This window comes from Pseudidiomarina marina (assembly GCF_044807045.1).
In the GTDB taxonomy this organism is placed as follows: Bacteria; Pseudomonadota; Gammaproteobacteria; order Enterobacterales; family Alteromonadaceae; genus Pseudidiomarina; species Pseudidiomarina marina.
The window spans coordinates 11901-36556 of the sequence record NZ_CP085233.1 but is presented as its reverse complement, the minus strand read 5'-3'; the positions used below and the strand labels follow the sequence as shown (position 1 = coordinate 36556).

Genomic DNA, 24656 nt, shown 5'->3' with positions numbered 1-24656 from the left:
TTTAACTTTTGAGAAGAACGAGAAGAGCAGACATGATTAAACAACGTACAATCAAGCAGCCGATTGCAACCACTGGTGTGGGTTTGCATAAAGGCAACAAGGTTCAGCTCACGCTGCGCCCAGCACCTGTGAATACAGGTCTGGTGTTTCGCCGTGTGGATTTGAACCCTGCGGTTGATATTCCTGCTAACGCTGAGTTAGTGCGGGATACGCGTATGTGTACCTGTCTGATTAACGATGACAACGTGCGTGTATCTACCGTCGAGCATTTGCTTGCGGCGGTTGCGGCAATGGGCATCGACAATCTTGTTATTGAAGTGGACAGCCACGAAATCCCGATCATGGATGGAAGCTCTCACCCCTTTGTATACCTGCTACAGAGCGCGGGAATTGAAGAGCAAGGCGCAGCGAAAAAGTTTATCAAGATTAAACAGCCGGTTCGGGTTGAAGAAGGTGATAAGTGGGCGGAACTGCTACCCCATAACGGTTTCCGCATCGACTTTGCTATCGATTTCGACCACCCGGCAATTGCCGACACCGGCCAAGTGCTGAGCATTGATTTCAGTAGCAGTAATTTCATCAAAGAAATTAGCCGTGCGCGTACCTTTGGCTTCATGAAAGACATCGAAATGTTGCGTGCCAACAACCTGGCACTTGGCGGCAGCTTTGACAACGCCGTGGTACTAGATGAATTCCGTATTCTTAACAGCGACGGCTTGCGCTACGACGATGAGTTCGTTAAACACAAAATTCTCGACGCAATTGGCGACCTATACCTGGGTGGCTATGCAATTCTAGGTAACTTGCGCGCGTTTAAATCAGGCCATGCTCTGAATAATCAGTTGTTGCGTGCGGTTTTGCAGAATCAAGAGGCGTGGGAATTTGTGACGTTTGAAGATGAAGCGGAAGTGGCACCAATCGCGTTCGCCAACCCCGTCGTCGCGTAACAACGCAAGTTCGATATTAGCTATTGGATATTAGATATTAGTGAAGACCGCTACGGCTGAAGTTGGAAGCGGTCTTTTTATTTTTGCCAATATCCAATATCTAATAGCCAATATCGCTCTTGCTTTTAGGTTTTCTCGTATTTCTCCGCTAAGGCGAGTAGCTGCGAGCGCAACGGCTCCTCGCACAACTCCGCCTGCCGCCTCAATTTCGCTACCGTCTCATCATCATTTTCGCCTGCGTTTTTAACAGGTTGCGGTGCTTTTTCGGTCGGTTGAAGCGACGGCGTACTGATTTTTGGACGTACCTGCACATCAATACGAGAGATATGCCCCGTAGATTCATCTTGAAAATACGTTATAATGCGGCTTTGCTGAAGTTTTATACGGCTAGCAAGAGCTGCCGATGAGACTTCGAGCACGAGGGTGTGCGCACGAACCGACACCACTTTACAGTGTGCCAACAGAGGCGACAGCTGCAGTGCAACAAAACATTGTTGCAATTGCTGTTGCCAGCGTTGGTATTGCTCTGTAAAGTCAGTAAAACGCTGTAAGCGCTGACCGCCAAACAGTTGTTGGATATCGCGAGGTCGTTTTCGAGCCATGTTTGCGTGCCATTTAATTATAATTAGCAGCGAGAGATTGCATGAGTTTATCAGTCTTCTACCGAGGCACCAAAGTAAAATTCAGCTTTGAGCTGAGCCGTCGACGTTTGATGTCGCTGGCCGGCCTTGCTGCGCTTGGTGTGCTTGCTGTAACGAAGCCATGGGAACATCAGGGGTTAGACGCCGAAGCCGCCCGGGCGAAAATTACAGAAGAGAAAATCGCGTTAGCTGCACAAGAGCAAGCTGTACGTGAGTTAAAAGACGAAACCGAGAAAAAACTCACCGCCATGACCATTTATTTAGGTGAAATGCAGTCACAACTGCGTCGCCTTGATGCGCTTGGCAAACGGTTAGCATCAGTTGCGGATCTTGATAACGGCGAGTTTGCCTTTGAGCAGCCACTGATTGAGATCATGGGTGGTCCTGAAGCATCGATTACCGATGCACCAAAAGTTGATGGCCGTGATGTCATTGATCAAATTGAAGGCATGATGGGTGAGCTTGCCAGTAAACAAAAACAGCTCGCGCTACTTGAGTCGGTGATGATGAGTCACCATATCTCAGCAGAGAGCTATATTGCTGGTCGTCCTGTCGACTCAGGTTGGTTGTCGTCGCAGTACGGTATTCGTAAAGACCCATTCAACGGTCGTCCGGCAATGCATAAAGGTCTCGATTTCGCCAGTTTAGAAGAAGGTGCCGGCGTTTATGCCACCGGTGCTGGTGTCGTGACATGGGCTGGCGAGCGTTCAGGTTATGGCCAGTTGATTGAAATTGATCACGGCGGCGGGCTGAAAACTCGCTATGGCCACAGCAAAGAATTATTGGTGAAAGAAGGTGATGTTGTCACGCGCGGGCAGAAAATTGCTCTGTTAGGTAGCACCGGTCGCTCTACTGGGCCACATGTTCATTACGAAGTGCTACGCAACAATCGTCAAATTGACCCATATAAATATGTCTATCGTTCGGCTGACTAAGGCCGTTCGATTGTTACAACAGGAACATAGATTCACATGTTAGGTAGTTTATTCCGCAAGGTATTTGGTAGCCGCAACGATCGTATTCTTAAAGGTTTGCAAAAGAAAGTTCAGCAAATCAATGCACTTGAACCTGAATTTGAAGCGCTTAGTGACGAAGAACTTAAACAAAAAACCGTCGAATTTAAGCAGCGCATCGAACAAGGTCAAAAACTCGATGATTTACTAGTTGAAGCATTTGCGACAGTGCGTGAAGCATCGAAGCGTGTGTTTAAAATGCGTCATTTCGATGTGCAGTTAGTCGGCGGTATGATCTTAAACGACAATCGCATTGCTGAGATGCGTACCGGTGAGGGTAAAACTCTAACCGCAACATTGTCGGCTTACTTGAACGCATTAAGCGGCAAGGGCGTGCATATTGTAACCGTAAACGATTACTTAGCTCGTCGTGATGCCGAAACCAACCGTCCTTTGTTTGAATTTTTGGGTCTTACCGTAGCCTTCAATATTCCAGGCATGAATCCAACGGATAAGCGTGCAGCTTACGCAGCAGATATTACTTACGGTACCAACAACGAATTCGGTTTTGATTACCTTCGCGATAATATGGCATTTAGCCCACAAGAGCGTGTTCAACGTGAATTGAACTATGCGATTGTGGATGAGGTTGACTCCATTTTAATTGATGAAGCGCGTACGCCGTTAATCATTTCAGGTGCAGCAGAAGACAGTTCTGACATGTACATCAAGATGAACGAGATTGTTCCGTTGCTTGTACGTCAGGAAAAAGAGGATACCGAAGAAGAGCGCGGCGAAGGTGATTTCACCGTCGATGAAAAATCGAAGCAAGTGCATATGACCGAACATGGTCAAGAGCACGTTGAAGAGATTTTGAAAGAGCGTGGGCTACTCGCTGAAGACGATTCGCTGTTCTCAGCAGCTAACATTACGCTGCTTCACCACGTGAACGCTGCCTTGCGCGCGCACCACTTATTCCAAAAAGACGTCGATTATATTGTCAAAGACGATCAAATTGTGATTGTTGATGAGCATACCGGTCGTACAATGGAAGGTCGTCGTTGGTCAGAAGGCTTGCACCAAGCCATTGAAGCCAAAGAAGGCGTGAAAATTCAAAACGAAAACCAGACGTTGGCGTCAATTACGTTCCAGAACTACTTCCGTTTATACACCAAGCTCGCCGGTATGACCGGTACAGCCGATACCGAAGCATTTGAGTTCCAATCCATTTACGGCTTGGAAACGGTGGTGATTCCAACCAACCGTCCGATGATTCGAGATGACCGTGCGGATTTGATTTTTATCACCGCCGAAGAAAAATACGAAGCCATCGTGGCTGATATTGAAGAATGCCGTGTCGCGAAGCGTCCGGTCTTGGTTGGTACCATTTCAATTGAAAGCTCTGAGCTACTGTCTAAGCTTTTGAAGAAGAAAAAGATCCCACATAACGTATTGAACGCAAAATTCCACGCTCGTGAAGCTGAAATTGTTGCGCAAGCCGGTCTGCCTGGTGCGGTGACTATTGCTACCAACATGGCCGGTCGTGGTACCGATATTGTGTTGGGTGGTAATTTACAGACAGAAATTGCTGAGCTGAAAGACCCAACGCCTGAAAAAATTGAGCAAGTGAAAACTGAATGGCAGAAGCGCCACGATGCCGTCATTGAGTCAGGCGGCCTGCATATTATTGGTACTGAGCGTCATGAATCACGTCGTATCGATAACCAGCTTCGCGGTCGTTCAGGCCGTCAAGGTGACCCGGGTTCATCACGTTTTTATCTCTCGCTTGAAGATAGTTTGATGCGGATGTTTGCATCGGAGCGCATGGCAACCATGATGAAGCGCCTCGGCATGAAACGTGGCGAAGCGATTGAACATCCGTGGGTTAGCCGCGCGATTGAGAACGCGCAGCGCAAAGTTGAAGGGCGTAACTTCGATATTCGTAAGCAATTGCTTGAGTACGATGACGTTGCAAATGATCAACGTAAAGTCGTATACGAGCAACGCAACGAATTGCTAGATGAAGGTGATATTTCAGAAACCATCGAGGCGATTCGCGCCGATGTGGTTGATCGCGTCATCAGCGAATACATCCCGCCGCAATCACTCGTTGAATTATGGGATCTTGAAGGTCTCGAAGAGCGCTTGCGAGCCGATTTCGCATTGCCATTGCCAATTCAGCAATGGTTGGCGGAAGACGACAAGCTTCACGAAGAAATCTTGCGCGAACGTATTCTTGACGAGTTAGTAAAAGCGTATAAAGAAAAAGAGCAGATGGTGGGTGAGCAGGTGATTCGCCAGTTCGAGAAAACCATTATGCTACAAAGCCTCGATATGCACTGGAAAGAGCATTTGGCGGCAATGGACCATTTGCGTCAAGGTATTCATTTACGTGGCTATGCACAAAAGAACCCGAAACAAGAATACAAGCGTGAGGCATTCGAACTGTTCGCTGAAATGCTTGAAGCACTGAAGCTAGAAGTGGTAACTATTCTAAGCAAAGTACGAGTTCGTGCGGAAGAAGATGTTGAAGCGGTTGAAGCGAAGCGTCGCGCTGCAGAAGCTGCTCAGCAGAAAGAATACCAGCACGAAGGTGCGCCTACCAGCGGCACTGAACCATCGCCTAAACAAGCTGCAGCGGCTGCACAGGTCGGTCGTAATGACCCGTGTCCATGTGGTTCTGGTAAGAAATTTAAACAGTGCCATGGCAAAATCTAAACGCATTCACGTTGCCGTTGGGGTGATTCAAAACCCCGACGGCGATGTGTTTATAAGTCGTCGTCACGCCCATCTTCATCAGGGCAACAAATGGGAGTTTCCTGGCGGTAAAGTTGAAGCCGACGAGGATGTTTACCAAGCGTTGTGCCGAGAACTTCTCGAAGAATGCAATATTAAGGTGCAAGCTGCCGCGCCATTCACGGCAATTAGCTTTGATTACCCAGATAAGCAGGTATTGCTAGACGTGTGGGTGGTGACTGAATTTCACGGCGCAGTACGTCAGCAAGAAGGGCAAGAATCGGCTTGGGTGCCTTTGCATCAGCTTGATGCTTATCCGTTTCCTGAAGCCAACCAGCCAATTATTGAACGGTTACAGGCGCAAACCGCGCGTTAGGTAACGAGATTCCAGAATAAGTGGGATTACGGGCAGAGTGCCAGCTCGAATTTCACCTCGTCGTCGACAGAGGCTTTGCCATTAATTGGCTCATATCGCAAAAAGCGAATGCTAAAACGTTGTTTGTGCCCAGAAATCACCGGGTAGGCCGGTAAATCGGCTGGCACACGAATACGTAATAAACTCAACGGTTCGGTACTTTCTTGCAGTAAGCCATTGGGTGCGGTTACCGCCTGGTAACGCGCCTGACCACGCATCAGCTCTAATTCCAACAATAAGCCATTCACCAAAATCTCAAGCTCAGACCACCAACGCATGGTATCAACATCGCGCACTTGCTGCGGTTGGTGCAACCAAAAATGTAACTGTGGCACATCGAAGTTGCAGGTGCCGCCCGGCATCGCGAAGCGTTGACGAATGGCGCTTAGCAAGCGGTCTTGCTTTAAGCTACTGCCTACTCGATTAATCGGTTGTATTGCTTGGATCGCTTGATTGACCTGGTTTAAGGTCTGCTCTAATGAATTTTGATTCACATCGGGGTGTTGCGCCCAAACTTTTAGCTGTGCTTTACGACGCTCAAGATCTTTTTGCACGTCGGTGCGCACGTCACTGCGCTCGCACAGATCGAGAATTGCAAACAATGCACTGAAGTATCGTGTGTAGTTTTGCAGGGTAACTGGCGTATCAGGCTGCAACGCTTGTAAGATATGTTCTAGGCGCAAATACGTGCGCACCCGCTCAAGAAGTGGGTACTCGTAAGCTATGGTTGCATGATTATTATTATTATCCATCTGCTCTATCATAGCTGCTTATTAAGAAGTTTCAATGAGTTGACTGTTTAACTAGTGCTAAACGGAGGTAAAGCTCGTGCAGAGTCTCAACTTGCGACGTCAATTCGGCTTCATCGCCTTCATTGTGAATGATGTTATCTGCTGCTTGTAAGCGTTGCTCGCGCGAAGCCTGCGCATTAATAATCGCCTGCACTTGGTCTTCGCTCACATCATCACGTTGTTGGGTGCGTTCAAGCTGGGTTGCTTCGCTAACATCGACTACCAGTACTCGGTCACAAAGTTTGGTCAGACGGTTTTCAATCAGCAATGGCGCCGACAGAATCACATAGTCAGATTTTGCTTGCTGCAATTGACTTAGAATTTGATCACGAATCAGAGGATGGGAGAGGTCGTTCAGCCATTGCTTGTCTTCAGGGTGCTTAAAAATCCGTTCACGAAGCCAAGCTCGGTTCAGGTTACCATCGTCTAACAACGCCTTATCACCGTAGCGTTGCACGACAGCTCTCAGCGCTTCGCCCCCTTTATCCATAATATGACGCGCAATCACATCGGCATCGACAATCACAATACCGTGCTGCTGGAATAAATTGGTGACCGTGGTTTTACCGCTACCAATTCCGCCAGTAACGCCCACAACAAACATTAGTGCGCAACCCAGTTGAGATAACCAGTGAGTAAAGACTCACCCCAGAGCATGGCGACAACGCCACCACAAATCAAAAACGGGCCAAACGGAATGGGCTGTCCTTGTTTATTGCGGTTAATCGTTTGCCACGCAATGCCAATGATAGCGCCGCTTGCTGCTGCCGCTATGATTGTGACTGGTAGAAGTTGGTAGCCATGCCATGCCCCAAAGGCCGCTAGCAGCTTAAAGTCGCCATACCCCATGCCTTCCTTACCAGTGAGCAATTTAAAGCCCCAGTAGACGCTCCAGAGCGCTAAATAGCCGGCCATAGCACCAATGACGGCGTCTTTAAGTGGGATATGACCGCTATATATCGCAAAACCTAAGCCAGTCCATAACATGAGGTAAGTCATTTGATCCGGCAGTAGCATGTGATCGGCATCAATAAAGAACATGCTGATCAACAAGCACGCGAGGAATAAATATACGAATGTGGTGAAAGTGAAACCCAAATGCCAGACCGCGACAGCAAAAACAATGCCGGTTAGAAGCTCGATGGCTGGATAACGTGCGGAAATTTTCGTTCCACAGCTACGGCACTTTGCCTTTAATACCAGCCAACTGACGACAGGAATATTGTCATACCATTTAATTGGCGCTTGGCACTTCGGACAATGCGAGTTCGGTTTCGCAAGATTAAACGGTTCATGTTGCTCTGGCTCAACGCCGTTAACCTCAGCACATTCGCGCTGCCACTGACGTTGCATCATCACCGGAAAGCGGCCAATGACAACATTCAGAAAACTTCCGACTACAAGACCAAGTAATAAGCCAAAAACCGTCACCCACCAAGTTTGTGCCGGGTAGTCAAAAACGATTTCCATGTTAGCTAACCACCTTACCGAGTGAGAAGATTGGTAAGTACATTGCGACTATCAGACCACCAACAAGCACACCGATAACAACCATGATCATCGGCTCGAGTAGGGCGGTTAAGTTATCGACGAGATCGTCCACTTCACGCTCATATATATTCGCGACTTTCGCCAGCATATCATCCAGTGAACCAGACTCTTCACCGATAAACACCATTTGTTCAGCCAGCGTTGGGAATAGGTCTTGCGATTGCATGGCCGTGTTCATTTGCATACCGGACGTGACCTCTTCACGAATGCGCAAAATCGCATCGCGATAAACGGCGTTTCCTGATGCACCAGCTGCCGATTCAAGGGCGTTAATGAGTGGCACACCCGCAGCGAAGGTTGTCGAAAGTGTACGAGCAAAGCGCGCAACAGCGGCTTTATTCAAAATTTCTTTAATAACCGGAATCTTTAAAGAGTATTTATCGACTTTGTCACGAAGTTTCTGACTCTTTGAATACGCTCGCTTAAATAACCAACCGGCGACAACGAATCCAGCCGCAACATAGAGGAAGTAGGCTTGCACAATTTCGGACAACGTGACAACAAACTGCGTCATAGCCGGTAACTCGGCGCCGAAATCTTTAAATACCGCTTCAAATTGAGGTACCACGAATACCAGCAAGATAATGGTCACAACAATCGCAACCACGATAACCGACGCCGGATAAACCAAGGCCTTTTTGATTTTTGCTTTGAGTGCTTCTGATTTTTCGCGGTACGTTGCAATCCGGTCGAAAATGGTTTCCAACGAGCCTGATTGCTCACCCGATTCTACAAGGTCGCAGTACAAGGTATCGAAAATATCTGGGTGCTTACGCAGCGAAGAGGCAAACGGTGAACCGGCGGCGACGTCATTGGCAATGGTGAGCATCAAATCACGAATTTTAGGATTCTCAACACCCTTTGCAACCATCTCTAATGATTGTAATAAAGGAACACCCGCACTTAACATGGTGGCGATTTGACGGGTAAACAGCGCGATATCACCGCCGTTAATTTTCTTACCACCAAATAACGATTTGCCCTTCTTCTTGACGCTTTTCGGCATGACGCCTTGGTCGCGAAGTTTCGCGCGTACGTGCTTGTCATTATCGGCTCGCATCACGCCTTTAACGCGTTGCCCACGCTTATTAATGCCCGTCCAGGCAAATTCGGAAATTTCTTTGATGGCTTGTGGCTTTTTGGCCATGACTGCACCTTTATTATTCTGATTATACTAATTAGAAGTTGGTGACACGGTTGGCTTCTGCCAGGCTAATGGTACCTTTTAATACTTTCAACAATGCCGACTGGCGTAATGAATTAATGCCGTCTCGACGTGCCTGCTTTGCAATTTCTAGTGACGATGACCCCTGCATTATAAGGTCTGCAATGTTGTCTGTAATCGGCATAACTTCGTATACACCTGTACGACCTTTATACCCGCCGGTGCATTGATCGCAACCAACCGCCTTGAATATTTTCGCAGTCTTTACCTGTTCTTCAGAAAAGCCTTGGCGCAACATTTCTTCTTTCGGCAACTTTTCTTCATCTTTGCAGGTGTTACACAAGCGGCGAGCAAGACGCTGCGCAATAATCAGGGTGACCGAACCCGCAATGTTGTACGACGGCACGCCCATGTTCATCAAACGTGTCAGGGTTTCAGCCGCCGAGTTGGTGTGCAAGGTGGAGAGAACTAAGTGACCGGTTTGTGCCGCTTTAATCGCAATTTCTGCGGTTTCTAAGTCACGGATCTCACCCACCATCACCACGTCGGGATCCTGACGTAAGAAAGAGCGCAGTGCATCAGCGAAGGTCAAACCGGCTTTGACGTTAATCTGAACTTGGTTAATTCCCATTAAGTTAATTTCAACAGGGTCTTCCGCCGTCGAAATGTTTCGTTCTGGGGTGTTCAAGATATTCAAACCGGTATAGAGCGAGACGGTTTTACCGGAACCTGTCGGACCCGTCACCAAAATCATACCTTGCGGCTTTTCTAAGGCTTCTTCATAGAGTTTTTGCTGGTCGGGTTCATAACCCAATGATTCGATACCAATCATTGCCGCGGCAGCGTCGAGTATCCGCAAAACGATTTTTTCGCCATACAAAGTAGGCAAAGTACTGACCCGGAAATCAATCGCTTTATGTTTCGATAATTTGAGCTTAATACGACCATCTTGCGGTAATCGACGCTCGGCTATATCGAGCTGTGACATAACCTTCAAACGTGCAGCAATGCGGCCAGCGAGTTGCACGGGCGGTTTGGCCACTTCATGTAACACACCATCGATACGAAAACGGACACGATATTCTTGTTCGTACGGCTCAAAGTGCAAATCCGAGGCGCCACGTTTAATGGCATCGAGCAGCATCTTGTTGATGTAGATAACAATGGGCGCATCGTTTTTTACATCGGCCGATACCGCGCCGCTATCGTCCTGACGTTCGCCTTCGGCATCAATTTCGCGAAGCTCTTGTTCGTCTTCTGCCGTAACGCCTAATGCAGAGGAGTCATTCTCAAGAACCGTATCAATCAGCTTTTGGAGCTTGCTCTCTTCGACTAATACCGCTTCAGTTTGCATCCGTGTACGGAACTGGAATTCATCGAGTGTCTCAATACGCGTTGGGTCAGAAACCGCCACGTAGAGCACGCTGCCACGCATATACAGTGGAATCGCATGATTCTTACGAATTAAACGTTCATTGATAAATTCTTGGGGAATGTAGTCGGGATTAAAGGCGTCGAGATCAAGCCAAGGGGCATTCGATTCAAGATAACAAAAGTTGGCAAGTTCGCTTGGCGAAATAAGCTTCTGATCAATTAAGCAGGCACTAAATGGAAGTTTATTTTCCCAAGCATACTCACTGCATTTCGTGAGCTTTTCTTCAGGAATGAGTTTGTCACGCAGCAACAGCGCCGCGAGGGAGTGATGCAGCATGATTTACCTATATTTTACCGATAAAAAGTCACCTCAAAATATAAATTTGAGGTGACTTATAAATGAATCAATGATTAGACTTCATGTCATTACGACGTAATATTATCCGGCGGTAGCAATAGCACCAGAACAGCCATCAACTCGAGTTCCTTTACCGTGGTCTGAACACAGGATTTCCCATGTTAAAACACCACCACCTACCGAAGGCGCAGGAGTAACAGTTACCGTAATCGGTGTGCCATCTACGTCAACCGCTTCTAAAATCGCAGTAATAGTCCCACCAGAAACGCTTGCTTCCGTTACACCATTTACATCATCATTTGCGTCAATAGCTGGAGGAATTGGTGTAATGTTTTCTGCTACTGGGTCTCCATTAGTATCTGTAGTGCCAGCTGGAGTCGTTGAGTCACAATTAGTCAACGCGCCATAAGTTTGATAGCACATTGCAACAGTAGTTTTGTAGTTAGCCAACGCAGCTAAGCCAGTAGAAGCTTTTGCACGCTGGGTGTAGTCGCTGTACATAGGAATTGCTACAGCAGCCAAGATACCGATAATCGCAACAACGATCATCAATTCGATTAAGGTAAAACCTTTTTGAACTTGCGCTTTCATGAAATATCTCCCGAAAGTAATTTCAACTTATTTAGTTATTGTAGTTGTCTAAAAGTAGCATCCAGATGCACTTCAGCACTTGGATGGCCGCTTTACGGACCACTACAAGTCTTCTGCATCAGCCGAAAGAACAAGTGGTTTTTGCTTTGTCGACTTTCATCGGAAAGCTACTTCATCCACCAGACTTTAGCCTGCAGCCCCGCTATCCGCTGGTATTTTCCCGCAGGATAAATGCCAGTTGGACCGGAGGTTTTGCGTCACCACCTCTCGGTGGCTTTGCCTTTTAAAGCATGCCTGGCCCCTAAGCCCATTTCTGGTACTTAGTTGCGCACTGCACATAAAACATAGCAGATGAATAAAATTCGTCAATAGTTAAAGTTTTTGAAACCTTAAAGAAAGGTCAACGGCCTGTATATTTTTTGTTAAAGCGCCGGATGAAATGTAGTCAACGCCAGTTAAGGCCAATTCTTTCAAACGCTTATCGGTTATGTTTCCCGACACTTCTAAACGGGTCTGACCTGTACGTTGTTCTACTGCGGTGTAAATATCATGTAAAGGGAAGTTGTCGAGCATAATAATGTCTGCCCCTGCTTGCAGAGCATCTTGATATTCGTCTAAATTCTCGACTTCCACTTCGACGGGTTTACCTGGATTTAGTTCGCGAGCTTTACGTATTGCTTGCACTATGCCGCCACACGCCATGATGTGGTTTTCCTTTATTAGGTAGGCATCGTAAAGGCCAATACGGTGATTGAAGCCGCCGCCGCAAACCACGGCGTACTTCAAAGCGGTACGTAATCCAGGAATGGTTTTTCGCGTATCCAGTAGGCGCGTATCGCTACCGTCTAAATGACGAACATAGTGCGCGGTGGTGGTCGCTACGCCGGAAAGTGTTTGTAAGAAGTTTAAGGCGGTACGCTCGCCGGTTAAGATAACCTGCGCTGGACCTTCGAGTTCGCATAATAGCGTATCGGCATCGACGGCATCGCCATCAGCCACATGCCAAGTGACAGTAACCGAACCACCTAGTTGCTTGAATACTTCGTTCACCCAATCAATGCCACATACCACCGCATCTTCACGGGTAATCACCGTGGCTCGAGCCTGTTCGCTCGCAGGGATCAGTTGCGCGGTAATATCGAGCTCGGCGCTCAAGCCGTTCAAATCTTCCTGCAAGGCGCGCTGCACCATTTGCTCACGATCAGATGCCAAAAGGATAGGGTCGACTCGAGTGTCCATCGGTGTGCCTTCTATATATAACTAGTTCAAATTGCGCTTATTGTAGGGCGACCGGTCACTTCTCACAAGGCGCTTCGCGATTAATCGACGTTGCGTAAAATTTCTCGGGTTTCTAGCAAATACAATTCAAACAGTTTGTAATGCGTACTGTTGAGTATTTGCGTGACATTCACACGTGATTTATTCAGTTTATTCGCTAGTGCCTGATGCGTCATTGGCATAAAGCGCAAGTAGTAACTGAGTACTTGGGCTTGCGTTGTTGTTAACTGCGACAGTAAGGCATCGGCGAACTTCGTCGTCAGCCTTAACCTCTCATTTAACTGTTCACTATCGGTCTGAATACTTAATCGTTCCTTTTTAATTGCACTCAGCGCTTTCTCAGAAAGTTGTTCGGCTCGGCGTTTAACCGTCGAATGATTATTTGATCCTTGCTTAACCACGCCCACCCCAATGCGCACATCCCAATCTTCCTGTTGCTGCTTGGATTTAAGAAATAAGCGCAGCAATAACGCAATAGTCACAGATTGATCAGCGTGTTCAGTTTCTATCACGAAACGACTCCCCCGAAATACTTCATAAGAGAGTGGGATATAGTCATGAATCAGCCGCAGCCCGAGTTCAATATGCGCACCAAGATGCCGGCGGCTATCAGCACTTTGATGAGGCGATTCAACGATATCGCCCATTAACACGGCAAATTGATTAGGCATGTGATGATTTCCTTAGTTTATTAAGTAATTAAATATAGTTACATAATAAAAAGTAATCAAATTAAATTACTTTAAAATCGCCGTAATAGTTTTAATCAAAGTAGATGGGTAGCTAACAATCAGCTAAATTAATTAAGTAATCCATTTTGTTCGGAGAAACAATGATTAACAACGGCTGGCTAGAGCAAGCAACCAAGCGTGAATCACCGCATGTTGATGAGCGACCTGACCCCGAAGACATCAGTTTACTGGTGGTTCATGGAATTAGCTTGCCAGCGGGCGAGTTCGGCGGCCCTTATATTGATGACCTATTTATGGGCACGCTCGACAGCACGGCACACCCTGACTTCAAGATACTCGAAGGCTTGCGCGTTTCGGCTCACTGTTTGATTCGACGCGATGGCGAGCTCCTTCAGTACGTTCCGTTTCATCGTCGCGCATGGCATGCCGGGCGTTCGAATTATTGTGGCCGGCGCCGATGCAATGACTTTAGCATTGGCATTGAACTTGAGGGAACCGATGAGCAGCCTTACACTAAAGCACAGTACACGCGCTTAGCCGAAGTGGTCGAACAACTGTTACAACACTACCCAGCGTTAACGCGGCATCGTATAGTAGGGCACCAACACATTGCGCCGGTGCGAAAAACTGACCCAGGTCCGGCGTTTGATTGGGCCTACTTCAAACAACTTGTTAGCGAAAGGGTATAAGCATGTACTTGTTGGCAATATTGCTCGCATATTCATTAGAACGCACGCTAGAAATCACGCGCAATCTGCATTGGCGTCGCATCATATTGCGCTGGCAACATTGGCAAGTAAGCAACACCAAACTGGAAGGCTGGCGTCAGAACGATCTCGGCTATGTGTTGTGGGCAATTATCCCGGCTCTATTAATTGGCTTTGTATTACTGCTACTGGACAACGTCTTATTGACCTTTGTCGTCAGCACCGCCGGCTTGCTGAGCGCCATTCAAGCTCCTGCTGCACGTGTGGCTTACAAAGCCTACTTACAGGCCGTACAAGATGAAGACGGTGCTGAGCAAGCCAAACAACTAAAACACCTGCAGCAAGCCTCAGGTCGTGCCGAGGCCGCACCAGTCGAACACCTTATTCTATGGATTCACTTGCGTCATTATTTTGCCGTGATGATTTATTTCGTACTACTTGGCGTCGCAGGTGCACTGGTGTATGCCACGCTACGCGACATGCGTCACAACAAGAGCCCGCGTTGGCAGGTGGTTCACCAAATCATCGATTGGTTACCAACACGGCTGATGACGCTCGGCTTTTTGTTGGTGGGCAATTTTTCGAAAGCAGCCGCTACCTGGCTGAACTCCGTGGGCAACAAGCCACAAAACAACTTCATTGCCCTAACCAAAGTCGCCGAGCTTGCCGATGACCTCACTGCTCCGACCACCACCGCGTTAGTTAAGCGTAACTTCCTGTTATATATAGTATTTGTTGCTTTACTGACGATTGGCGGCTGGCTGTAAGCGGAATCTGTTTGGATTTTTCGCGCCACTGATCTAAAATGCTGGTCTATTGGTATGACCAAAAGAAAGCTAGAGCGATATTCGCTATTGGATATTAGATATTAGACAATCAATAAATACCCGATACATCAGATCTAACATCCAATAGCTAATATCGAAGTGGCTCTTCTAATATCCAATATCTAATAGCTAATATCGGGTTTGACTTTAACTATGACTTTCCAGCGCATACAACAGACCAAACTTTCCGATGTCATCATGGAGCGCATCGAAGCCATGATCGTCGACGGCACGCTCGAAGCAGGAGCGCGGTTGCCGTCTGAGCGCGATCTCGCCGCACAGTTTTCCGTGTCACGCCCAAGTTTGCGCGAAGCTATTCAAAAACTCGAAGCACGTGGCTTAGTTGAGCGACGTCAAGGCGGCGGCACTTATGTGTGCGATAACATGCAAGAACGTGTTGCCGAGCCTTTGCTAGACTTACTGGCACAACATCCAGAATCACAATTTGATTTGCTTGAGTTTCGTCATGCACTTGAAGGTATCTCTTCATATTATGCGGCGATGCGCGGTACCGCGACCGATATAGAAGCCATCAACGCAGCATTCGAGAAGTTACAGCAAGACCCTGGAGCGGAGCTTGCCGCACAAGCGCAGGCACTGACCGAGTTTAATTTGCGTATTACCGAAGCCTCGCACAATGTGATCCTATTGCACTTGGTACGCAGTATGCTGCCATTGTTGCAGAAAAATATTCAGCAAAACCTGCAGGACCTCGCGCACAAGCCCGGCGTCATGCAGCAGTTACATGAACATCGGCAGCAAATTGTTGCTGCCATCACGGCTGGTGAACCCGAGCAAGCGCGTGAAGCTTGTCATCAGTTGCTAGCCTATATTGAACATGCGTTGCTCGCCTCGAATCGTGAACAATCACGCATTCAGCGGTCGCTACGCCGAACTCAGCAAGGGTAAGGACAGAAGTATGACTGACCATTTAAAAGACGACATCGACCCGCAAGAAACGCGCGAGTGGCTTGAAGCCCTCGAGGTCGTGTTGGAAGAAGACGGCCCAGAGCGTGGCCATTTCTTGCTCGAAAGTCTTATTGAAAAAGCGCGCCGTAGTGGTGCGTACTTGCCATATAACGCAACCACAGCGTACTTAAACACTATTCCAGCAAGCCAAGAACCAACTATGCCGGGTAACCGCACCATTGAAGCGCGCATTCGCGCGGCAATTCGTTGGAATGCGTTAGCCATGGTATTACGAGCGTCGAAGAAAGACTTAGAGCTTGGTGGCCATATTTCAAGCTTTGCATCGTCGGCAATGCTATATGATGTCGGCTTTAACCACTTCTTCCGTGCGCCAACAGACCAAGACGGTGGCGATTACCTCTATATTCAAGGTCACGCTTGCCCAGGTATTTATGCACGAGCGTTCCTCGAAGGTCGCATTAGTGAAGAGCAGTTGAATAATTTCCGTCAAGAAGTTGACGGTAACGGTATTCCTTCGTACCCACACCCACATTTAATGCCTGATTTCTGGCAGTTCCCTACGGTATCGATGGGTCTCGGCCCAATGCAGGCAATTTACCAAGCCCGTTACCTGAAATATCTCACGGACCGTGGCATTAAAGATTGCTCGAATCAGCGCGTGTACTGCTTCTTAGGTGATGGTGAGGTGGATGAGCCAGAAAGCTTGGGCGCAATCGGTCTGGCGACGCGCGAAGGCCTCGACAACCTGACCTTCATCGTCAACTGTAACTTGCAGCGTTTAGACGGCCCTGTGCGTGGTAACGGCAAGATTATTCAAGAACTTGAAGGTACTTTCCGCGGCGCTGGCTGGGAAGTCATTAAAGTGATCTGGGGTCGCTATTGGGATCCATTATTGTATCGCGACACCGAAGGCAAGCTGGCACAAATCATGCAAGACAGCGTTGACGGTGAATACCAGAACTACAAAGCAAAAGGTGGTGCCTACACCCGCGAGCACTTCTTCGGCAAAACTGAAGAAACCAAAGCGATGGTGGCTAACCTAACCGACGAAGACATCTGGCGCTTAAACCGTGGTGGTCACGATCCGATGAAAGTGTATGCGGCTTATCACAAAGCGGTAAACACGAAAGGTCGCCCGCAGGTGATTCTTGCGAAAACCGTCAAAGGTTACGGCATGGGTGCCGCTGGTGAAGGTAAGAACATTGCCCACCAGGTGAAGAAAATGGATATGGAAGCGATCAAACACTTCCGCGATCGTTTCAGCATTCCAATTAAAGACAGCGAGCTTGAAGATATTCCGTTCTACAAGTTCCCTGAAGATAGCGATGAAATGAAGTACATGCGCGAGCGTCGTGAGTCGCTTGGCGGCTTCATGCCGAAGCGCTTACCGAAAACGTCGGTTGAGCTTGAAATTCCATCGTTGAAAGCATTTGAAGCGGTGACCAAAGGCTCTGGCGAGCGCGAAATTTCGAGCACCATGGCGTTTGTGCGTGTACTAACCGCATTATTGAAAGATAAGAAAATTGGTCAACGCATTGTGCCGATTATTCCGGACGAAGCACGTACCTTTGGTATGGAAGGCCTTTTCCGTCAAGTCGGTATCTACTCAAGCCAAGGCCAGAAGTATGAGCCACAAGATTCAGATCAAGTAGCTTACTATCGCGAAGATAAAAAAGGCCAAGTTCTGCAGGAAGGTATCAACGAGCTGGGTGCAATGGCGTCATGGGTAGCGGCAGCAACCAGTTACTCAACCAACAATGAGCCGATGATTCCGTTCTACATCTATTACTCTATGTTTGGTTTCCAACGTGTGGGTGATTTGGTGTGGGCTGCGGGCGATAGCCAAGCACGCGGCTTCTTGGTCGGTGGTACAGCGGGTCGTACCACACTGAACGGTGAAGGTTTGCAGCACCAAGACGGCAGCAGCCACATCTTGTTTAACACCGTGCCAAACTGTATTACGTATGATCCAACTTACGGATACGAAGTGGCGGTGATTGTGCAGGACGGCTTGCGTCGCATGTATGGCGAGCAAGAAAATGTGTTCTATTACATCACCGTGATGAACGAGAACTACCAACAACCAGAAATGCCTGAAGGTGTGGAAGAAGGTATTCTTAAAGGCTTGTATGAGTTTGAAACGCACAAAGCCAAGAGCGCGAAGGGCGAAGTGCAGTTGCTAGGCTCGGGCACCATTTTGCAGCAAGTGCGTGAAGCGGCTAAATTGTTGGCGGATGACTTTGGCATTACCGCTAAAGTTTATAGCGCAACGTCGTTTAACGAGTTGGCGCGAGATGGATATGACGTTGAGCGTTATAACATGCTACATCCTGGCAAAAAGCAGAAAACTGCGTACGTCACTGAGCTGTTAAGCAAAGCGAAAGGCCCAACCATTGCAGCAACCGACTACATGAAGCAATACGCAGATCAAATTCGTGCGTGGGTACCAACGCCTTATCGGGTGTTGGGTACAGATGGTTTCGGTCGTTCGGATAGCCGTGAAAACTTACGTCGTCACTTTGAAGTGAACGCGCACTACATTGTTGTTGCTGCGCTGACCGAGCTGGCGAAAGCGGGCGATATCGATGCCAAAATGGTAGAAAAAGCCATTAAAGATTTCGGCATTGATACCAACAAAATCAACCCACTGTACGCGTAAGCAACGGGAGCGGAGGCAATAATGGCAGATTTAAAAGAAGTAAAAGCCCCCGATGTGGGCGGTGATGAAGTAGAAGTCATCGAAATACTAGTTAGTAAGGGCGATAGCCTTGAAGCAGAAGATTCGCTAATTACTGTCGAGAGCGACAAAGCGTCGATGGATATTCCTGCACCGTTCGCTGGTGTTGTCGCTGAACTGAAAGTAAAAGTCGGCGACAAAATCAAAGAGGGCGACCTTTTAGCGATGTTTGAAGCATCGTCGTCTTCTGACGACGATGCCGACGCCGACACATCAGATGAACCGGCGTCTGACACCGCGCAAGCGGGGTCTGACACCCAATCTACCGACTCAGCAGAAGAAGCTGAGTCACCAGCCAAAGCTGAATCAGCCGACGAAGGCAAGCCAGCAAACAAAGGCAAGTCAGGCGGCGAGAAAAAAGTCATCGAGGTCACGGTCCCAGACATCGGCGAAGATGGTGAAGTTGACGTAATTGAGGTGCTCGTCAGCGAAGGTGACGAAATCAGCGCTGAAGATGGCTTGATCACGCTTGAAACTGACAAAGCAACCATGGATGTACCAAGCCCAGAAGCAGGCGTGGTGAAATCGGTGGAAGTGAAAGTTGGCGATAAAGTCAAACAAGGCTCACTCGTCATCAAACTCGAAGTTGCCGGTGAACCGGTGTCTGACAAAGCGCAAGCGGGGTCTGACACCCAATCTCAAGGCTCAGCAGACGCAGAAAAATCTCCAGCCAAAGCCGATTCAGCAGAATCAGGCAAAAGTGAAGACAAATCAGCAGATCGCAAACCGCCAGTCCCTGATCATCCGCTGGACAAAAAATCGAAAGCCGAAGGCTTGGCTTACGCATCGCCTGCTGTGCGCCGCTTAGCGCACGAATTTGGGGTGGATTTGAACAAAGTAAAAGGTTCAGGTCGCAAAGAGCGGATTTTGAAAGAAGACGTGCAAGAGTACGTGAAGTACGAGTTGTCACGCCCGAAAGCGACGGCCTCTAGTGGCGTCGGTCAAGGCGCTGGCGGCTTGCAAGTGATTGCGCCTCCGAAAGTAGACTTTAGCAAGTTTGGCGAAATTGAAGAGGTGCCATTAACGCGCATTCAGAAAATTTCAGGCCCGAATCTGCATCGCAACTGGGTAACCATTCCACACGTTACGCAATTTGATGAGGCGGATATCACGGAACTAGAAGCATTCCGTAAGCAAGAAAACGAGCTGCAAGCGAAGAAGAAAGACGGCGTTAAAATTACGCCATTGGTATTCATCATGAAGGCTGTTGCCAAAGCATTGCGCGAGTACCCAGTATTTAACTCGTCGCTGGCAGATGATGGCGAGCACCTCATCATGAAGAAATACGTGCACATTGGTATTGCAGTGGATACGCCAAATGGCCTCGTCGTTCCAGTGATTCGTGATGTGGACAAAAAAGGCATCTACGAATTGTCTGACGAGTTGCTTGAAATCAGTGCCAAGGCACGCGACGGCAAGCTAAAAGCACAAGACATGCAAGGCGGTTGTTTCTCAATTTCTAGCCTTGGCGGCATTGGTGGTACAGCCTTTACGCCAATTGTGAATGCGCCAGATGTCGCAATTTTGGGTGTATCGAAGAGCGAAATGAAGCCGAAATGGAACGGCAAAGACTTCGAACCACGCTTGATGTTGCCGTTGAGCTTGAGCTATGACCACCGCGTGATTGATGGTGCCGTAGCAGCGCGCTTTAGCGTGTACTTAAGCGCAGTGCTTTCAGATATTCGCAAATTGGTTCTATAAATTAAACAAATGAGCACGGGGCTGTTATAATCAGCCCCAACGTTTTTCCCGAATTCTAACGAGGTTGATATGAGCAAAGAAGTGAAGGCCCAAGTTGTCGTTCTCGGTGGCGGCCCAGGTGGTTACTCTGCAGCATTCCGTGCTGCTGACTTAGGTTTAGAAACCGTATTGGTTGAGCGCTATAGCACCTTAGGTGGCGTGTGCTTGAACGTAGGCTGTATTCCTTCAAAAGCTTTGTTGCACCTTGCGAAGCACATTGAAGATGCGAAGCACATGGGTGCTGAAGGCGTGGAATTCGGCGAGCCAAAAATCGACCTCGACAAAATTCGCAAGCACAAAGAAAAAGTGATCGGTCAGTTAACCGGTGGCTTAGGTCAAATGTCGAAAATGCGTAAAGTGAAAGTTGTGAATGGCGTGGGCGAATTCGCTAGCGATAAGCAACTGAAAGTGAAAGACGCAGACGGTAACGAAACTGTGGTGAACTTTGAGCACGCCATCATCGCGGCTGGTTCGCAATCGATCAAACTACCATTTGTGCCACACGACGATGAGCGCATTTGGGATTCAACCGATGCACTCGAATTGCCATTCGTTCCAGGCCGCATGTTGATCTTAGGTGGTGGTATCATCGGCCTCGAGATGGGTTGTGTGTACAGCGCGTTAGGTGCCACAGTTGACGTGGTTGAAATGACCGAGCAACTGATTCCGCCAGCAGATAAAGACATCATCAAAGCATTCACCAAGTCAATTTCGAAGAAGTTCGACAATATCATGTTGAACACCAAGGCGGCGAAAGTTGAAGCCAAGAAAGACGGCATTCACGTCACTTTCGAAGGCGACAAAGCACCTGAGAAACCAGTGAAATACGACGCCGTATTGGTTGCTGTCGGTCGCGCACCAAACGGTAAGAAGCTTGGCGCAGAAAATGCCGGCGTGAAAGTGACAGATCGTGGTTTCATTGAAGTCGACAACCAAATGCGCACTAACGTGAAGAATATCTTCGCTATCGGTGACATTGTTGGTCAACCAATGTTAGCGCACAAAGCTGTTCACGAAGGTCACGTGGCTGCCGAAGTCATTGCTGGCAAGAAACACTTCTTCGATCCGAAAGTGATTCCTTCAATTGCTTATACTGATCCTGAAGTGGCGTGGGCAGGCTTGACTGAAAAAGAAGCCAAAGAACAAGGCGTTGAGTACGAAGCCGCAGTATTCCCATGGTCAGCTTCTGGTCGTGCGATTGCGCAAGGCGCAACCGACGGCTTCACCAAGTTGTTGTTCGATAAGAACAACCGCATCATCGGTGGTGCCATTGTTGGTTCAAACGCGGGTGAATTGCTTGGCGAAATCTGCTTGGCTATCGAAATGGGCTGCGACGCAGAAGACATCGCGCTTACCATTCACGCTCACCCAACGCTACACGAATCAGTCGGCTTGGCCGCAGAAGTGTTCGAAGGCTCAATCACCGACCTCCCGAACAAAAAAGCGAAAAAGTAGCCCGGCGTTTTACGCCGGGTAGCGCGCAGCGCTGTTAATGCCGGCCAGTATCGCGATGTTACGCCGGGTAGCGCGCAGCGCTGTTAATGCCGGTCAGTATCGCGATGTTACTGCCGGGTAGCGCGCAGCGCTGTGAATGCCAAAACCCCGTGACTCACCTCACGGGGTTTTTTTGTGGGTAATTTTTGAATTTTCACCGTGGCTTTGCCACGACCCGGCGTAAAACGCCGGGCTACGAAATATTTTGCGACAAAAAATCTACCGATTGCGTTACTTCGCATAGCATTTGTGTTGTGAACAAATGGCGCATAGCTTATGGTAGAAAGGTTATTGCAACAATCACTGACATCTCACGATAGCAACAACGGAGGCATTTATGGCCAACGAAGGATATCACGAGCCGTACGAGCTGTTGTCGGACGAAACCCGCGACATGCACCGTGCAATTATTTCATTAATGGAAGAATTAGAAGCAGTCGATTGGTATAACCAGCGTATTGACGTCTGCAAAGATGAAGAATTAAAGAAAATTTTAATTCACAATCGCGACGAAGAAAAAGAACACGCAGCCATGACCCTCGAATGGATCCGGCGCCGTGACAAAGTGTTTGATGAAGAGTTAAAAGAATACCTATTCACTGAAGAAGTGATTGGTCATTAAGAAAACGGGGAACCTATGAACAAAGTAAGTACCATTGCGCTGAGCGTTGCGCTCGCGTTAGGTGTAGCTGCGTGCTCACCGCAACAATCAACTGAACAACAAAACCAGCAGGCCAAGCAAGAGCAACCGCAGCAACAGCTGACGTCAGGCTTGGTACTTGAAAACTTTGATACCGATGTGCGTCCACAAGACGACCTATTCATGTTTGTGAATGGTACGTGGCATGAGAATACTGAAATGCCAGCGGATAAGTCGCGTATTGGTTCGTTTTTAGATTTGGCTGAATTAAACCAAGAACGCTTGCGCAAAATTATTGAAGAAGCCTCAGAAAGCAATGCCGAAGCGGGCAGCAATGCTCAGAAAATTGGCGACTTCTTCAATAGCTTCATGGATGTTGAAAAACTCAATAGCCTTGGTCACACACCAATTGCAGCTGACTTACAAGCAACCGCAGACGTTTCAACGCATGCGGATGTTGTCACGCGCATGGCTGAGTTAACTAAGCTTGGTGTGAGCTCACCGTTTGGATTCTATGTTTATCCTGACGCTAAAAACCCGAACGTTAACGCCATTTATATGTCGCAGTCTGGTATTGGTTTACCCGATCGTGAGTACTATCTGAGTGACGACGAAAAGTACGTTGAGATTCGTGCGAAATACCAAGAATACATCAGCGATATTCTAGGTCTTGTTGATTATGCCGAGGCAGCCGAAGCCGCCGATGCAATTCTAGCCCTCGAAACGAAAATTGCCGAAGCGCATTGGACACGTATTGAGAGCCGCAACGCCGACAAAACATACAACAAAATGACCAAAGCTGATTTAGCGAAGGCCATGGATAGTTTTGATTTCGACAGCTACGCAGCACTGACAGGCGTTGACGTTGCCGAAGAAATTATTATTCGTCAGCCAAGCTATTTCGAAGCATTTGGCGACATGTTTGACGATGTTGACGTTGAAACGTGGAAACACTACATGACGTTGAAAACCGTTGAACGTTACGCAACGGCATTGACTGAAGAAATCAATGATCGCCGTTTTGCGTTCTACGGCACCGTGCTGAACGGTACCCCAGAACAAGAGCCGCGTTGGAAGCGTGGCGTGCGTGCAACAGATGGCGCTTTGGGCGAAGTTTTAGGTCAGCTTTTCGTGGCTGAATACTTCCCACCAGCAGCCAAAGCACGCATGGAAGAATTGGTTGATAATTTAATTGTTGCTTACGGCGAATCAATTAAAGATCTCGAGTGGATGTCGGACGAAACCAAAGAAAAAGCACTCGAAAAACTAAGCAAGTTTACTCCGTTCATTGGCTACCCGAGCGAATGGCGTGATTACTCCGATTTAGTCGTGGCAGCTGACGATTTGGTTGGTAACTACAAGCGTTCATATGCGTTTGATTATCAAGAAGAAGTGAGCAAAATTGGTCAGCCAGTGAAAGATGAAGACTGGGGTATGACACCACAAACCGTGAACGCATACTACAGCCCAGTGCGGAATGAAATTGTATTCCCAGCGGGTATTTTGCAGCCGCCATTCTTTGATATGGAAGCTGAAGACGCTGTGAACTACGGTGGTATCGGCGCTGTAATCGGACACGAATTAGGCCATGGTTTTGATGACCAAGGGTCAAAATACGACGGCGACGGTAACCTGAGCAGCTGGTGGACTGATGCTGACCGTGCTGCGTTTGATGAGCGTGGTAATAAGCTTGCTGCGCAAACCGACAAGTATGAAGTTATTCCAGATGCTTTCTTGCAGGGCAAATTAACCCTGGGTGAAAACATTGGTGACTTAGCTGGTTTAACTATCGCTTATCGTGCCTATCAAAATTCATTGAATGGCCAAGAAGCGCCAGTCATGGACGGGTACACTGGTGAGCAGCGTGTGTTTTTAGGTTGGGCGCAAGTATGGCGCACTAAGATGCGTGATGAATTCGTTCGCAACCAAGTGGTTCGTGGGCCGCATTCTACTGCAGACTATCGTGTCAACGGTACCGTAGTAAACATTCCAGCGTTCTACGAAGCCTTTGATGTGAAGCCAGGCGACAAGCTTTACTTGCCGCCAGAAGAGCGCGTTACTATCTGGTAATAGAATTTGGTAATAAAAG

The 24656-nt window shown here is 48.1% G+C and carries 21 protein-coding genes and 1 riboswitch; of the genes, 12 read left to right on the top strand and 9 right to left on the bottom strand.

All coding sequences use genetic code 11. The annotated features are described in order from the left end of the window. Positions 1-32: 32 nt before the first annotated feature. On the top strand, positions 33-947 hold the full coding sequence (gene lpxC / locus LG272_RS00155) for a UDP-3-O-acyl-N-acetylglucosamine deacetylase (RefSeq protein ID WP_404408840.1): 915 nt from the start codon (positions 33-35) through the stop codon (positions 945-947). A gap of 125 nt (positions 948-1072) precedes the next feature. Here lpxC and LG272_RS00150 read toward each other — a convergent pair whose 3' ends face one another. Then, positions 1073-1549, bottom strand: a complete 477-nt coding sequence (locus LG272_RS00150; RefSeq protein WP_404408838.1) for a DciA family protein — start codon at positions 1547-1549, stop codon at positions 1073-1075. 41 nt (positions 1550-1590) lie between these two features. Between LG272_RS00150 and LG272_RS00145 the strand changes: the two genes are divergently transcribed. The 3 genes from LG272_RS00145 to mutT are packed head-to-tail and all read left to right on the top strand — an operon-like array spanning position 1591 to position 5653. After that, positions 1591-2523 carry a M23 family metallopeptidase gene (locus LG272_RS00145; protein WP_126759526.1) on the top strand — a complete coding sequence of 311 codons (933 nt, stop codon included), beginning with the start codon at positions 1591-1593 and terminating at the stop codon, positions 2521-2523. 36 nt (positions 2524-2559) lie between these two features. Further along, positions 2560-5259 carry a preprotein translocase subunit SecA gene (gene secA, locus LG272_RS00140; RefSeq protein WP_404408835.1) on the top strand — a complete coding sequence of 900 codons (2700 nt, stop codon included), beginning with the start codon at positions 2560-2562 and terminating at the stop codon, positions 5257-5259. Next, entirely contained in the window at positions 5246-5653 is a 408-nt protein-coding gene (mutT, locus tag LG272_RS00135) for an 8-oxo-dGTP diphosphatase MutT (protein WP_404408833.1), read from the top strand. Before secA ends, mutT begins: the two co-directional genes overlap by 14 nt. A 26-nt stretch (positions 5654-5679) precedes the next feature. Here mutT and zapD read toward each other — a convergent pair whose 3' ends face one another. The 8 genes from zapD to LG272_RS00095 all read right to left on the bottom strand — a co-directional run bounded on the left by zapD (position 5680) and on the right by LG272_RS00095 (position 13471). Further along, positions 5680-6444: a cell division protein ZapD gene (gene zapD, locus LG272_RS00130; RefSeq protein WP_404408831.1), complete on the bottom strand. Its 765-nt coding sequence runs from the start codon at positions 6442-6444 to the stop codon at positions 5680-5682. A gap of 31 nt (positions 6445-6475) precedes the next feature. Next, the gene (gene coaE / locus LG272_RS00125) at positions 6476-7087 is read right to left on the bottom strand and encodes a dephospho-CoA kinase (protein ID WP_404408829.1); all 612 of its coding nucleotides are present in this window, start codon (positions 7085-7087) and stop codon (positions 6476-6478) included. Then, positions 7087-7953: a prepilin peptidase gene (locus LG272_RS00120; RefSeq protein WP_404408827.1), complete on the bottom strand. Its 867-nt coding sequence runs from the start codon at positions 7951-7953 to the stop codon at positions 7087-7089. The genes coaE and LG272_RS00120 overlap by 1 nt, the downstream gene beginning before the upstream one ends. 1 nt (position 7954) lies before the next feature. Next, positions 7955-9181: a type II secretion system F family protein gene (locus LG272_RS00115; RefSeq protein ID WP_404408825.1), complete on the bottom strand. Its 1227-nt coding sequence runs from the start codon at positions 9179-9181 to the stop codon at positions 7955-7957. 31 nt (positions 9182-9212) lie between these two features. Beyond that, a complete protein-coding gene (gene pilB, locus LG272_RS00110; protein WP_404408823.1) occupies positions 9213-10910 on the bottom strand; it encodes a type IV-A pilus assembly ATPase PilB in 1698 nt (565 codons plus the stop codon). Positions 10911-11012: 102 nt separating this feature from the next. Further along, positions 11013-11522, bottom strand: a complete 510-nt coding sequence (locus LG272_RS00105; protein ID WP_404408821.1) for a prepilin-type N-terminal cleavage/methylation domain-containing protein — start codon at positions 11520-11522, stop codon at positions 11013-11015. Between the two features lie 189 nt (positions 11523-11711). Further along, positions 11712-11813: riboswitch (cyclic di-GMP riboswitch) on the bottom strand. An 81-nt stretch (positions 11814-11894) separates the two neighbouring features. Beyond that, entirely contained in the window at positions 11895-12761 is an 867-nt protein-coding gene (nadC, locus tag LG272_RS00100) for a carboxylating nicotinate-nucleotide diphosphorylase (protein ID WP_404408819.1), read from the bottom strand. 80 nt (positions 12762-12841) lie between these two features. After that, positions 12842-13471, bottom strand: a complete 630-nt coding sequence (locus LG272_RS00095) for a sigma factor-like helix-turn-helix DNA-binding protein (RefSeq protein ID WP_404408817.1) — start codon at positions 13469-13471, stop codon at positions 12842-12844. A gap of 161 nt (positions 13472-13632) precedes the next feature. Between LG272_RS00095 and ampD the strand changes: the two genes are divergently transcribed. The 8 genes from ampD (at position 13633) to LG272_RS00055 (ending at position 24637) form a co-directional block, all read left to right on the top strand. Next, positions 13633-14181: a 1,6-anhydro-N-acetylmuramyl-L-alanine amidase AmpD gene (ampD, locus tag LG272_RS00090; protein ID WP_404408815.1), complete on the top strand. Its 549-nt coding sequence runs from the start codon at positions 13633-13635 to the stop codon at positions 14179-14181. 2 nt (positions 14182-14183) lie between these two features. Next, a complete protein-coding gene (gene ampE / locus LG272_RS00085) occupies positions 14184-14966 on the top strand; it encodes a regulatory signaling modulator protein AmpE (protein ID WP_404408813.1) in 783 nt (260 codons plus the stop codon). Positions 14967-15179: 213 nt separating this feature from the next. Then, positions 15180-15935, top strand: a complete 756-nt coding sequence (gene pdhR, locus LG272_RS00080) for a pyruvate dehydrogenase complex transcriptional repressor PdhR (RefSeq protein WP_126759511.1) — start codon at positions 15180-15182, stop codon at positions 15933-15935. 10 nt (positions 15936-15945) lie between these two features. Next, positions 15946-18615, top strand: a complete 2670-nt coding sequence (gene aceE, locus LG272_RS00075; RefSeq protein WP_404408811.1) for a pyruvate dehydrogenase (acetyl-transferring), homodimeric type — start codon at positions 15946-15948, stop codon at positions 18613-18615. A gap of 21 nt (positions 18616-18636) precedes the next feature. Then, positions 18637-20394 carry a dihydrolipoyllysine-residue acetyltransferase gene (aceF, locus tag LG272_RS00070; RefSeq protein ID WP_404408809.1) on the top strand — a complete coding sequence of 586 codons (1758 nt, stop codon included), beginning with the start codon at positions 18637-18639 and terminating at the stop codon, positions 20392-20394. Positions 20395-20463: 69 nt separating this feature from the next. After that, a complete protein-coding gene (lpdA, locus tag LG272_RS00065; RefSeq protein ID WP_404408807.1) occupies positions 20464-21888 on the top strand; it encodes a dihydrolipoyl dehydrogenase in 1425 nt (474 codons plus the stop codon). Between the two features lie 376 nt (positions 21889-22264). After that, positions 22265-22549, top strand: a complete 285-nt coding sequence (locus tag LG272_RS00060) for an encapsulin-associated ferritin-like protein (RefSeq protein WP_404408805.1) — start codon at positions 22265-22267, stop codon at positions 22547-22549. A 15-nt stretch (positions 22550-22564) separates the two neighbouring features. Continuing rightward, a complete protein-coding gene (locus LG272_RS00055) occupies positions 22565-24637 on the top strand; it encodes a M13 family metallopeptidase (RefSeq protein ID WP_404408803.1) in 2073 nt (690 codons plus the stop codon). Positions 24638-24656: the final 19 nt, after the last annotated feature.